Annotated in this window: 11 protein-coding genes; 6 read left to right on the top strand and 5 right to left on the bottom strand. The window is 40.3% G+C overall.

All coding sequences use genetic code 11. The features are described 5' to 3' along the window. Positions 1-1,125 (bottom strand): FecR family protein (locus RMZ42_RS32410; protein ID WP_322675275.1); only part of this gene is annotated, 1,125 nt, incomplete at its 3' end. Between the two features lie 665 nt (positions 1,126-1,790). Between RMZ42_RS32410 and RMZ42_RS32405 the strand changes: the two genes are divergently transcribed. Then, a complete protein-coding gene (locus tag RMZ42_RS32405; protein WP_416211848.1) occupies positions 1,791-3,122 on the top strand; it encodes a hypothetical protein in 1,332 nt (443 codons plus the stop codon). Positions 3,123-3,288: 166 nt separating this feature from the next. On the opposite strand, the gene RMZ42_RS32400 is transcribed toward RMZ42_RS32405, so the two are convergent. Together RMZ42_RS32400 and RMZ42_RS32395 are read right to left on the bottom strand one after the other, a co-directional pair. Further along, a complete protein-coding gene (locus RMZ42_RS32400) occupies positions 3,289-4,110 on the bottom strand; it encodes a sulfurtransferase (RefSeq protein WP_322675274.1) in 822 nt (273 codons plus the stop codon). Positions 4,111-4,507: 397 nt separating this feature from the next. After that, entirely contained in the window at positions 4,508-4,897 is a 390-nt protein-coding gene (locus RMZ42_RS32395) for a hypothetical protein (protein ID WP_322675273.1), read from the bottom strand. 226 nt (positions 4,898-5,123) lie between these two features. Here RMZ42_RS32395 and RMZ42_RS32390 point away from each other — a divergent pair, with 226 nt between their 5' ends. The 4 genes from RMZ42_RS32390 (at position 5,124) to RMZ42_RS32375 (ending at position 9,912) form a co-directional block, all read left to right on the top strand. Next, positions 5,124-6,047, top strand: a complete 924-nt coding sequence (locus RMZ42_RS32390) for a tRNA (5-methylaminomethyl-2-thiouridine)(34)-methyltransferase MnmD (protein WP_322675272.1) — start codon at positions 5,124-5,126, stop codon at positions 6,045-6,047. Positions 6,048-6,545: 498 nt separating this feature from the next. Next, positions 6,546-7,790 carry a two-component system response regulator gene (locus RMZ42_RS32385; protein ID WP_322675271.1) on the top strand — a complete coding sequence of 415 codons (1,245 nt, stop codon included), beginning with the start codon at positions 6,546-6,548 and terminating at the stop codon, positions 7,788-7,790. A 204-nt stretch (positions 7,791-7,994) separates the two neighbouring features. Beyond that, positions 7,995-9,374, top strand: a complete 1,380-nt coding sequence (gene glmU / locus RMZ42_RS32380) for a bifunctional UDP-N-acetylglucosamine diphosphorylase/glucosamine-1-phosphate N-acetyltransferase GlmU (RefSeq protein WP_322675270.1) — start codon at positions 7,995-7,997, stop codon at positions 9,372-9,374. Positions 9,375-9,489: 115 nt separating this feature from the next. Continuing rightward, positions 9,490-9,912: a DUF29 family protein gene (locus tag RMZ42_RS32375; RefSeq protein ID WP_322675269.1), complete on the top strand. Its 423-nt coding sequence runs from the start codon at positions 9,490-9,492 to the stop codon at positions 9,910-9,912. Here RMZ42_RS32375 and RMZ42_RS32370 read toward each other — a convergent pair. Both RMZ42_RS32370 and RMZ42_RS32365 read right to left on the bottom strand, forming a co-directional pair. Next, complete coding sequence (locus RMZ42_RS32370) at positions 9,903-10,856, bottom strand: isoaspartyl peptidase/L-asparaginase (protein WP_322675268.1); 954 nt, start codon at positions 10,854-10,856, stop codon at positions 9,903-9,905. The genes RMZ42_RS32375 and RMZ42_RS32370 overlap by 10 nt on opposite strands. Then, entirely contained in the window at positions 10,856-11,050 is a 195-nt protein-coding gene (locus RMZ42_RS32365; protein WP_322675267.1) for a DUF2256 domain-containing protein, read from the bottom strand. Before RMZ42_RS32365 ends, RMZ42_RS32370 begins: the two co-directional genes overlap by 1 nt. Positions 11,051-12,072: 1,022 nt before the next feature. On the opposite strand from RMZ42_RS32365, the gene RMZ42_RS32360 reads away from it, so the two are divergent. Further along, entirely contained in the window at positions 12,073-12,279 is a 207-nt protein-coding gene (locus RMZ42_RS32360) for a hypothetical protein (protein WP_322675266.1), read from the top strand. Positions 12,280-12,338 lie beyond the last annotated feature (59 nt).

The raw sequence follows: 12,338 nt of genomic DNA, 5'->3' as shown, positions 1-12,338 counted from the left end.
GGTTACGGGTGTTGTATCTGGTGAGGTTACGGGTGTTGTGGTTACGGGTGTTGTATCTGGTGAGGTTACGGGTGTTGTATCTGGTGAGGTTACGGGTGTTGTGGTTACGGGTGTTGTATCTGGTGAGGTTACGGGTGTTGGATCTGTTGGACTGATTGGTAATGTGTTATTTTGCGGATTTTTATTTGTCGGATTTTCTGTTGACGAGTTTTGAGTTGGTGTTAGGGTTGAACTAGAATCAGCACCAACGCTATTATCCTCACTGTTTACTTTGTTGTTGTTAGTACTTGGTACACTCTGTTGGTTAGTATTTGTCGAGGTTTGTTCTGTTTTGCCTGAAGAGTTTGCTGAGGAATTTGAAGGACTAGGAGTTAACTGCACAATAGAGGGGTTATCAATTACTCCCTCGCCTTTTATCGGTGCCTGTGCTTTCAAAGCCGCAGCAGTTTCGGCTTGAACACTGGTAATTGCAGGATCGGGCGTAGGCACAGGACTCTGCCTGTTCAAATCAAGTTCCCGAACCATTTGGCTCGTTTCATAAAAATTTCTGAGATCAAAATCATATAATCTCTGAAATTCGCCTTTAATTATAATCACCATTTGTCCTGCTTCCAACACCTGAGTTCGAGAAGCTTTCTTGTTAGAAACTTCAATGCCGCTATTTGTCAGCGCACCTACAATTGTGGTGTCTGTTTGTTGGTCGTAGCGTACAAATAATGCTGAACCACGAATTGCTGCTGCTGCATTTGGTGTTTGTATACGTGTTTGCCCCTTTCCTGGTGGGATGAGCAACAACACAGTCCCATTTGTCAGTTTAAAGTCACGAGTCTTTGGCAAAAATTGAAATAACGCCTGTTCTCCAACTCGTGCTAAAGAACCATCATTAAAACGCAAATCTGCGAGAGAAGCTCGACCAGTTGACAACCCGTCTCCAGGGGTCATTGCATCTAATTTGCGTGCAGGACGTTTCTTCAATTTATCTTTGGGTATCAGTTGTACGATGTTGCGGAGGTTCTGAATCTCTGCTCGCGTTAGAGGAGTTGTAGCGTTTACCCGATTTGGTAGAGGCAGTACTATAAGTCCCCATAAACCAATCACCAATAATGGAAACGATTTATAAAACATAGTTTGACAAATTTTGACCTTCAACTAATATCATAAAAATTAAATTTTAAGCTAATGCTAATTGTTGTAAGAGTTTTTTAGGTAAATTAATTTAAATTTTAATTTCGATTTAATGCATAAAATAGATAATAATTGAAATAAATGACTCAGATTTGAATTTTGAAAACACTCAGTACACATCTATTGCTTTTTTTATGTCTACCTGTTTCTTATCTACGTAAGCAAATTCATGAATCAAATTGGATTACTAATTACTATATGTATTTAGTTGATTTAACTTTTCCTGCTGAAAATAAAATTGTATACAATAAATTTTGTAGCATATTTAAAAGTTAGCATTTGATATAAATAATTAAAGCAGAAGTACCTTACATATAATCCTTTATAATCAGTTTAGTTAGAGAATCGTTAATTATGAGGGACAATAACTTTCTAAAAATTTATTGTTAAATTACCCACTAGCTGTATTTCACTAAAATTTAAACAGCAATTTATCGGAACATCTCAGTTTGACAAAAAAATCTAGGGAAAAATCCGAAAAGCAGTAATTTTAGTTTGTAGTTTCAGTATATACCTACAAAGCTAAATATAGATACAATCAACTGTATCTTTGTAGTCGGAACTTCCAATACAGCTTGTGGGTCTACATTTGCCAAATGCAATCAATGCGATCTAACCAGATGCGACTCAAGAACTGGAAAAATTTGTTTTTTTGTATTTTGTTAACGTCCAGTGGTGGAAGCTGGTGTTGCATTAGAGTAGATGCGTCAGAATCTGCAATTACAGATGTTTTGCATTCTAATCATTTAGCAACTATACAGGTAACTCATGAGCAGTTATGTCATAAGTTGGAGCAAAAAGCAATTAACTCTTTGTGCAAGCTGTCGAGTGAGTCACATACTTTAGACTCTCAGATGCCGTTAAATCTAGCACAGCAAACACCAGAAACGACTCAAATCCCGGATCAAACCGAAGAACCTATAGATACTCAAAAGCAAAATGAACCGCCACAGCTAGAATCTCCGCCAAATAATTTGCCCATATCTCCTTCAGACTCAAAGGAGCAACTATTAAATTTACCTGAGGGAGAGTATTCTCAAAGGCGAGATAGGTTGATAGAACTGCTACGATCGCCAAAACAACCGTTTGAATCTAATAGCGATCGCGAATTGGGGTTACGGGTGCGGTTACGACCCCTAGAACAACAACCCTTAGAACAACAGCTACCACCACCAACAGAACAACCTGTACCTCAGTTTAAACCTATCGGTTATCTACAAGGACGTGTCGGCTACTTCCAAACGAATAACATATTTTCATCAAATGATAGTCCCATAGAAGATGGTTTAATTATTTCTGGACTGACATTAGCCTCTACATATTTTCCTTTAGGATCTAAGACTTTTTTAAATGGCTCAATCGATGGCAATCTGATTCGTTATATAAATCAGTCACAATATCATTACAATCAGGTGAGATTCAATCTCAGTCTTTACCAGCAGCTATCCCAACGAATGTTTGGAGAAATCCGTTGGAGCAATCAACAGTTATTTTATGCCAATAGCAGCGATCGCCCCGATAGCTTCAAAGCAGGCGATCGCTTTTTAAATGAAAATTCCCTACAGCTATCTTTGGGACGCCGAGATCCCCTAACTTCAAGATTAACCCTAGATAGCTTCTACGAGTTGAGTGTAAATTTTGCCGATCCCCAAAGTCGTAATCGGATAATCAATTCCTTTTGGGTATCTCTGAACTACTACTTGCAAAAGCCTCTCCAGGTTGGTGTTGACTACCAAATGAGTTTATCAGACTTTACACAGCGCGATCGAGAAGACGAATTTTATCGACTATTCGGACACTTAAATTACCAAATATCCGATACCATTTATATGAATGTCCAGGCTGGAGTAAGTTTAGGTAGTTCAACCGCCGAAAACATTGATTTTGATGGTTGGTTCTTCAGTATTAATTATGGTTTGCAATTAGGTCGGTTTTGAAATTTGTCATTTGTCATTTGTCCTTTGTCCTTTATTAAAAACTAATGACCAATGACCAATGACCAATGTGATTTATCCTTTATTAAAAACTAATGACTAATGACTAATGACCAATGACCAATGACCAATGACCAATGACCAATGACCAATGACCAATGACTAATGACTATAAATAAGAAATCCAATCACTCCAGCTACCAGCATAAAGTTTACCCTTGCTAATACCAGCTAATTCTAAAGAAAGTAAATTCACACAAGCAGTAACGCCAGAACCGCAATATACCAATATTTCTTCGGCTGTTTTTAGCTTTTCCCAGCGACGGTGTTGTTCTTCTGGGGGGAGTAGGTAGCCGGAAGAGTCTGTAACTTCTTGCCAGGGATAGTTGACTGCACCGGGAATATGTCCAGCAATGCGATCGATTGGCTCTCGTTCGCCTTGGTAGCGATCGCTCTCTCTTGAATCTACCAATACTACCTCGTGGCTATCTTTCCGGCTTTTCACGGCTGTAATATCTACCACCTTTTCTGTTTGTACTTGAGGGACAAACGTACCCATTTGGGGGGAAGGAATAACATCTGTAACAGAATACCCAGCTTCTTGCCATCCAGCCAAACCGCCATCTAGTACTGCTACTTGCTCATGTCCTAGATAGCGCAACAGCCACCATAGACGAGCCGCAAAGGCAAAGCGCGAATCATCATAAGCTACAACTAAACTTTTTTGGTAATTTACCCCAATCGCTGCCAATTTGTTAGCTATATCATTAGGGTTAGGTAAAGGATGTCTCCCGCCATGCTTACCCACTGGACTGGAAAGATCCTGATTCAAATCTAAGTAATATGACCCCTCTATATGACTGGTTTGATACTGTTGTTGTCCTAGTTGTGGATCGGCTAAAGAAAAGCGACAATCCACAATAACGACTTGTGGATCTTCTAGATGTTCAAACAGCCAAGCTGGCGAAACAACAAATTGGGAATTGGGCATTGGGAATTGGGCATTATCTTAAAGGACTTACGCAACTGGCACAAATACGATTTATTACTACTGTTTGTGCTTGGTTGGTGGTGGCAATGTCATCAGTTGCGATCGCGCTAATCAGGTTTTTGTACTGTAGGATAACGTTACCAATGATGACTTTATCATCTTTTGTACCGAAGTCTAGCGATCGTTTATAGGTTGGGTTAAGGAACGAATACTAAGTTGCCAAACAGCTTGCTCTTTCTTTAGTTAACGAAATGCAGATATTTTTCCTTTGTATCGGGGATGGCAAAGACGAGTAGAATTGCTCTTAATTAGCCGCCATGCCGCAAAAAACCATCATCTGTAATGTTGGGTTTTGCTTTGTTCGACCCAAACTACAGAATCGATTCAATTAATTCTACTAAGGTGCATCTATTTCACTTCTGTGCTTAATATTATCAAAGCTGTATCCTAATTCCTCAATAAACTTTTCTAATTCATCTATATAAGAAAAGTAATAGTTATCTTTTTGCCTAATGTCCTCTCCTGTTTCATATTCTCCGCTTTCATGAACATCTCGCCGTAGTTCTTTGATAAGTACATGATATGGTGTTTTCTGTCTTTTTTCGGCTTCTCTGATTTTGATTAAATAGAGGGATTCTTCTAAGTAATCTTCTCTCTTCGGTGTAAATGTCAACTTCGGGAGTTTATTAATTAAAATCCAGCCTAAGTATTCATCATTATCAGTTTCTTTTTTATACCCCCATTGTTCTCCATGATTTAATTTTTTATCCAGTTCTATTTTATTCATATACCCTTTATTGAATTAATCTTTCATCAAATATTGTTTTCTTCTCGTACTCTAGTTTTATGGATTCGATAGTTGATTCATTTGGTTTCTTAATTATCCCAAATTTCCCCATTATTCGGTCAAGGCTCAAAGGTCAAAAAACTCTGGACTCTTGACTTTTTACTCTGGACAACCTATATCAAAAAAATATGACACTTACGTAAGTCCTAATTTAGTTTTTTGTTAAATGTCAGACATAGAGAATTTTACACCTAAGTTAACAGCAGATGGCTCCTTCACCTTTGTCTCTCAAGAGTTTGGTGAATCCTTTCACAGCCATTATGGAGCTACGCAGGAAAGTTTTTGCAAGTTTGTAGAACCTACTCAACTGGCTACAGCAGCGCAAAAACCTGTCTTGCGACTATTGGATGTTTGTTATGGTCTGGGATATAACACAGCTGCTGCTTTGCAAACAATTTGGAACGTGAATCCTAGTTGTTGTGTTGAAATAATCGGTTTAGAACTGAATCCAGCAGTGCCACAAGCGGCGATCGCCCATCAGTTGTTCGACAATTGGAACTGTAACTATATTGAAATTTTGAAAAAGCTAGCTTTTGAGCATCAAGTACAAACACCTTGCTTGAAAGCGAAGTTACTGATTGGTGATGCTAGAACTACAATTGCGCTAGTACGTCAGTCGGGTTTCTGGGCAGATGCAATTTTCCTCGATCCCTTTTCACCACCACAGTGTCCTCAATTATGGACTGTTGAATTTATTAAACAACTCTCATTGTGTTTACATCCAGATGGTTTATTAGCCACCTATTCTTGTGCTGCTGCTGTACGTACAGCACTTTTGTCTGCTGGCTTGGTTATATCTTCTACCCCACCCGTAGGAAGGCGATCGCCTGGTACCGTGGCAACACATTCTCAAAATGCTGAGTCCAAAGACGACTCCCCAATCACTACCCTCTCAGAAGTTGAAAAAGAACACTTGCTAACTCGTGCTGCTATTCCCTATCGCGATCCTCAATTGAGCGATCCAACTGAAGTCATAGTCAGGCGGCGACAACAAGAGCAAGAAACCTCTTGCCTAGAACCTTCCTCTCATTGGCGAAAAAGGTGGTTATTGGGAACACAAGGTAGGGATTTTATGGGAACTAGTTTGTAGTTTGATTACAATATCATACAATATGCTACGTCTATGGACTGCAAGCCTAATTCAACGAGTTTTTCCGAGTCAAATAGCTTAACTATATGTTAGTATTCAATATCACATCATATTTTACGGTACTAGATTATTCCTATAACTGAGTAAAAAAATTATATCTAAATGATTACTATAAAGACTTGAAACTCAAAATCCGATATTTTGATATAAATTGTTCAATTACAACGGTTTCTGACGCCACAAGGCTAAAAAATCTCCGTAAAAAACCTGATTTAACATTTGTGATAATTTATAATACTGGAATTAAAAGCAAAAAATTTGACAACAAGATACATCTTGTTCGTAACATAAAAGATACATGCTGCGAAAAATTCCATCCGCAGCTTGACATCATCCATAATCCATATCGAAATTCTGACTCAGATACAGTCAAATCTTAAATTTGTTTTTAAAATTTAACGCTGTTAACTAACTTGTGCAAAAACTTGGAGTGCCTTTGTGATTCAATGGAAATCCAACCATACAGGCTTTACAGAAAAAATTGTTAATGGGTCAAACCCCATTAGCACAGTGAAAAGTATCGGTTCAAATCATGCTATAGAATCGCAAAATGCGGAGGGTTATTCTTTAGGCTTATCTCAAGGAGACCTTATGCTTGAAGATAGGCAAGCAATGTTTTCTTGGATAAAATCTGATGTTAATTGTGATGAAGATTCATTGGTCTCTAGAACACTACAAGCCAAAGGTTCTAAAGTGAATGGGTTTGATTTAGATCCGCCGAAGGTTTTAGTTGTTGACGATCATGCCGCCAGCCGGATGACTGCTGTTGCCCTCTTGGGGATGGAAGGATATGAGGTGATTGAGGCGGACACTGGGTCTATTGTTGTGGGATTGGTAACTCAAAAACAACCAGATTTGATTTTGCTGGATGTCATGATGCCAGGAATGGATGGATTTGAAGTGTGCCAATTGCTTAAACAAGATGAGCAGACTAGGCTAATCCCAGTAATTTTTATTACAGCGTTAAATGACAGGCGATCGCGCATTCGGGGAATTGAAGTTGGGGCAGATGATTTTCTCACCAAACCCTTCGATCGGGTGGAACTCGCAGCGCGTGTAAAGTCCTTGGTGCGGCAGAAGCGTCTGAACGAAGATTTAGACCATGCCGAACAAGTACTGTTTTCCATTGCCATGTCTATCGAAAGTCGCGATCCCAATACAGGCAACCATTGCGAACGTCTAGTAAAACTGGGACAAGTTTTTGGTGAATACCTCAACCTCACACGCTATCAAATTCGAGATTTGATGTGGGGTGGTTATCTCCACGATATCGGAAAGGTGGGTATTCCCGATGCTGTGCTGCTAAAAAAAGGCAAACTCACCCCCGAAGATTGGCAAATTATGCAGCAGCACGTTTTGATTGGAGAAAAAATCTGCCAACCACTACGCAGTATGCGCGGTGTAATTCCGATTATTCGTCATCACCACGAACGTTGGGATGGCTCAGGCTACCCCGATCGACTCAAGGGAGATGATATTCCTTATCTAGCGCAAGTATTTCAGTTAATTGATATTTATGATGCCCTAACTAGTGAACGACCTTACAAAAGAGCTTTTACTTCAACAGAAGCCCTTTTAGTGATGCAAGAAGAAGCTGATTCTGGTTGGCGTAACCCCAAACTAATGCAGCAGTTTGCAGAGTTTATTTGCTCTTTTCAGGAAAATGGGAAGACTGAGGAATAGGGAGTAATGATTTGTAGCTGCTGTAATGAACGCTAATTTGCATTATTATAATCTCTGCTTTTTATGAGTAAAAGTTATACCGACTCCTGAATTCTGACTTTTTTGATATTTTCAGTCTTCTATGATTAGCTGGTATGATTTGAGCCGAGATTTTAAAGTACTAACAGCACTAATCACAATTTCACTGATAGCTGATAGCTAATTATGGTAGTTGTAGCAATTCTAGCGGCGGGACGCGGCACACGGATGAAATCACGCTTACCCAAGGTTTTACATTCTTTGGGTGGGCGATCGCTAGTAGAGAGAGTTCTCGAAAGTGTAGAACCACTTTCGCCCTCACGGCGAATCGTGATTGTGGGATATCAATCTGAGGAAGTCCAAGCCGCCATGCATTCAATTCCCAGTTTGGAGTTTGTCGAACAGACTGTGCAATTGGGGACAGGTCATGCTATCCAGCAATTACTTCCTCACTTGGAAAATTACACAGGAGATTTACTGGTACTTAACGGCGATTTACCGTTAATACGCAGCGAAACTCTTAAGCAGATGTTACAAACTCATGTCCAAAATCAAAACTCTGCCACTATTCTCACCTCGCATCTACCCGACCCCACAGGCTACGGGCGCGTTTTTTGTAATGATGAAAATATTGTGCAGGAAATGGTCGAACACAAGGATTGTACAGCTGCTCAACGAGAAAATCAGCGGATTAACGCTGGAGTTTACTGCTTTCGCTGGTCAGATTTGGCAAAGGTGCTTCCCCATCTCCAGGCAAACAATGCCCAAAAAGAATACTATCTTACCGATGCTGTAACTCAGGTAGGACAAGTAATGGCAGTGGATGTGGAAGATTATCAAGAAATTCTTGGTATCAACGATCGCTTGCAACTGGCAGCAGCATTCGAAATTTTGCAAAAACGAGTCAAGGAAAAATGGATGCTGGCGGGTGTCACCCTCATCGACCCCACAAGCATCACCATTGATGAAACAGTGGAATTGCAGCCAGATGTAATTATTGAACCCCAAACTCACCTGCGGGGAAATACGGTAATCCAAACAGGAAGTCGTATTGGGCCGGGGAGTTTAATTGAAAATAGTCAGTTAAGTGAAAATGTCACGGTGCAATATTCAGTAGTTATAAATAGCACCGTGCAGGCCGGAAGCCGAATTGGCCCTTATACTCATTTGCGCGGTCAGGTACAGGTAGGTGCTGGTTGCCGTGTGGGGAATTTTGTGGAGTTGAAAAATACGCAATTAGGCGATCGCACCAATGCAGCCCATTTGTCATATATAGGTGATACTGTTGTCGGTAATCAGGTGAATATTGGTGCTGGTACAATTACTGCCAACTATGACGGCGTAAAGAAACATCGTACCAAAATAGGCGATCGGACAAAAACTGGCGCCAATAGCGTTTTAGTGGCTCCGCTCACGTTGGGAGATGATGTCTACATTGCAGCTGGTTCTACTGTGACAGAAGATGTGCCTGATGATTCTCTGGTAATTGCCCGTAGTCGTCAGGTGGTGAAACCCGCTTGGCAAAGGAAAAATGTTGAAAATGAAACCACAGATCGACATAAATAATTCATCGGTGTTAATCGCGCTCGATCTGTGGTTTTAGACTATAAACTACGATTTTGGCTATATTACTAATCTAGCTAGATTAGTAATATAGCCAAAATCTCAACATATAACATACATGGAAGAACTGCTAGAACTTAGGCAATTTCTAGAACAAGGCAAAATCCATGAGGCGCTGCTGTTGGTGGATGAGTTAGAAGAAATGAGCCTCAATGACAAAATCAATAAAATTGATAGTTATGGTGTGATTCTGCTCATCCATTTAATTAAACAAAAGACCGAAAAACGTTCTACTCGCTCTTGGGATGTTTCAATAGAAAATACAGTGCGGGAAATCAACAAAATAAACAAGCGCCGCAAATCCGGTGGCTTTTACTTGAATCAAGCAGAATTAATCGATATTCTGGAACAAGGATATCAAGTGGCACTGAAAAGAGCGGCGCTAGAAACTTTTGAGGGGCGTTATGAAGCCGAACAATTAGCTGCAATGGTTGACCAGCAAGAAATTTTAGCCGAAGCCCTGAAACTGATTCAACAATAGCCGATCAGTTCGTTGCCAGTCCATTCCAAAGTGTCACCAACTTTTTCGCCGTCATGGTAGGCGGCGAGTAAAATTTCGCTAGTTTTTCCCCAAGCGATCGCTCCACTAGCATCTAAGGCGATCGCTCCCAAATCGCGTTTGTTCTCGTGGGCTTCCCCAAAGGAACGCTGCATCGCCTCCTTCAGTGACATCCCATCAGTGACACGCACTACAATCCGTGCGGCTAAACACTCATCGATGATATCTTCACCAATGCCAGTACAGCTAACACCAGCATTACTAGTAGCATAATTACCTGCTGGCATCGCCGAATCACTTACCCTACCAATCCGCTCAAATCCCTTACCACCAGTAGAAGTGCCAGCAGCTAACTTACCAGATGCATCTAAAGCTACTACACCGATGGTACCGCGTCCGCTATTGCTGGTTTCTAGCAGTTCGGGTTCTGCTACTACGCCAGCCATTGCGCTTTTAAAATTATCCTGGCGCTCTTGTATCCACTCTTGTAACCGCAAATCAGTTAAAGCGTTATAGCTGGGAATTTGCATTTCTCGCGCCAACTCAGCCGAACCGAAATCTGATAGCACTCGGTCTGGGGAGCTTTGTAAAAATTGCGCTAAATCAATCGGATTTTTCACCCGTGAGATATTAATCACACCACTAAACCGCCCTGATGCACCATCCATCAGGGAAGCACTCATACGGATTTGTCCATCAGATTGCAATACTGAACCAGTACCAGCATTAAAACGGGGGTTGTCTTCGAGCATTAGGCAACCCTGCACCACTGCCTCAGAGGCAGTTGCTCCTGACAATAGCAGAGAATAAACTTCTTCTATTACTGTATGGAGCGATCGGCGCACCGCCTCTAATCCGCCTTTACCGTGGAGAGAACTACCAGCCCCACCATGAATAATTAATTTAGGTTGCACCTGTAACTCCATTAATCTCTTGCGCTATTTGCGTCTGTGTTGCAGTTGGTTTCATTTTGAGCTTCAGAACGGCGACGACGACAACGTTCTGAGCAGTATTTCACATCGTCCCAACAATCTTGCCACTTTTTACGCCATGTGAAAGGACGTTGACATACCGGACAGATTTTTGTGGGTAGGTCAGATTTAGAGCGAACACGTCCCATATAAATACTGTGTAAATGAGAATTTCATTTCTGAGGGAGATGGAAGATAATTATAACCAGTTTGCTACGAAGGCAGGATAAATTCGACAAACAAATATATTGTCAATCTATCCTTAGAGTTATTTGCAATATCTATTCTAAAAACAGAGAGGCTTTAAATCTTACTATCCTTCTCTTTTAAGGACTTGCAAAAAATAAATTATCCCCAACTATTTTTAGATTTGTAGAGGTGCAAGGACTTACATTGGTGTCAACTTAAGGTTAAAGCTTTTAGCGGTTTATCTCATTGCCTGTCGGAGCAGGGGAATGTTTAATGGGAGGCAGTATTTCTAGCCTCTGACTGGAAACGAGATATTAAAGGAGTTTTAGCTTAAGTTTACTGATACCAATAAAGGACATGAAAGACCCCTGACGACGTTAGGGCAAGGAAAGCTGTTTCATGTCCTAAAAGGTGCTGATTTACAAGCGTTTCAAGCAAAAAATCAGGTGAATAAAAAATCTGATTGCACAAGAAAATAGTGATGCCCTCTCCTGTCAAAGACGCTTTGCGTAGCTTGCTTCCCCGTAGAGGTACGGCAAGGCTTCTCTACGAGAGGCTACGCCAACGCTAACGCACTGAAATTGACTCTTTGAGATAGTAATTTTTCGATTACTAACTTCCCCGCATTTACTGTCTATGTTGTTGACAATATCCTTAATAGATCGAATGAAATAGACTTGGAGGTTAGGGGAATTAAAAGTCCTTAAACTCATATCGAAACACATTTAAAACAACCTCTAAATACTAGACGTTGTAAATAACTTGATAGTACATAGCAAAGTACTTTTCAAACAATTTTTAAATACTATATAGGGTCAGTAACTTGATAGTAGAATGTTTTTTCCTTCATAAAAGAAAATTTACGTAAAACTACTGTTCATCGAATTCTAATAGTGCTATTCTTTGTATGCCACTAAAAAACAAGTTGTAGTGGCACGACAACAAACCAGTTGACCTTACTAATTCTTAGGAAAGTAAAATCATGATTATCAACGATCTTTCTCATGTAGAAACCGTTCTTGAAAATGACAATGTTCAAGGTGGAATAGCTTTTGCAGATGCTAATTCAAAAGCATTCGCTTTTGGTAAAAACATCGCTATCACCAGCATTGCTACTAGCACCGTTGCTGTCTCCAAGAAATACAGCCTATCTGCTAGTGTCGGTTCATCTAGTTCTTCTGCCGGCTAAATATGCCTTAGTCCTACAGTGTACTACAGTGCATTTTAGATAGAAAAATTGCTGAAAGT

The organism is Nostoc sp. DedQUE05, assembly GCF_034530955.1.
GTDB lineage: Bacteria > Cyanobacteriota > Cyanobacteriia > Cyanobacteriales > Nostocaceae > Nostoc.
Note: the sequence above shows the minus strand (reverse complement) of the source record. Positions and strands in the feature narration are given on the sequence as shown.

Excerpts from the sequence above, each read along its gene's own strand:
- RMZ42_RS32405 (WP_416211848.1), top strand. The coding sequence starts at position 1,791 with ATGCGATCTAACCAGATGCGACTCAAGAACTGGAAAAATTTGTTTTTT.
- RMZ42_RS32400 (WP_322675274.1), bottom strand. The coding sequence starts at position 4,110 with ATGCCCAATTCCCAATTTGTTGTTTCGCCAGCTTGGCTGTTTGAACAT.
- RMZ42_RS32395 (WP_322675273.1), bottom strand. The coding sequence starts at position 4,897 with ATGAATAAAATAGAACTGGATAAAAAATTAAATCATGGAGAACAATGG.
- RMZ42_RS32390 (WP_322675272.1), top strand. The coding sequence starts at position 5,124 with ATGTCAGACATAGAGAATTTTACACCTAAGTTAACAGCAGATGGCTCC.
- glmU (WP_322675270.1), top strand. The coding sequence starts at position 7,995 with ATGGTAGTTGTAGCAATTCTAGCGGCGGGACGCGGCACACGGATGAAA.
- RMZ42_RS32375 (WP_322675269.1), top strand. The coding sequence starts at position 9,490 with ATGGAAGAACTGCTAGAACTTAGGCAATTTCTAGAACAAGGCAAAATC.
- RMZ42_RS32370 (WP_322675268.1), bottom strand. The coding sequence starts at position 10,856 with ATGGAGTTACAGGTGCAACCTAAATTAATTATTCATGGTGGGGCTGGT.
- RMZ42_RS32365 (WP_322675267.1), bottom strand. The coding sequence starts at position 11,050 with ATGGGACGTGTTCGCTCTAAATCTGACCTACCCACAAAAATCTGTCCG.
- RMZ42_RS32360 (WP_322675266.1), top strand. The coding sequence starts at position 12,073 with ATGATTATCAACGATCTTTCTCATGTAGAAACCGTTCTTGAAAATGAC.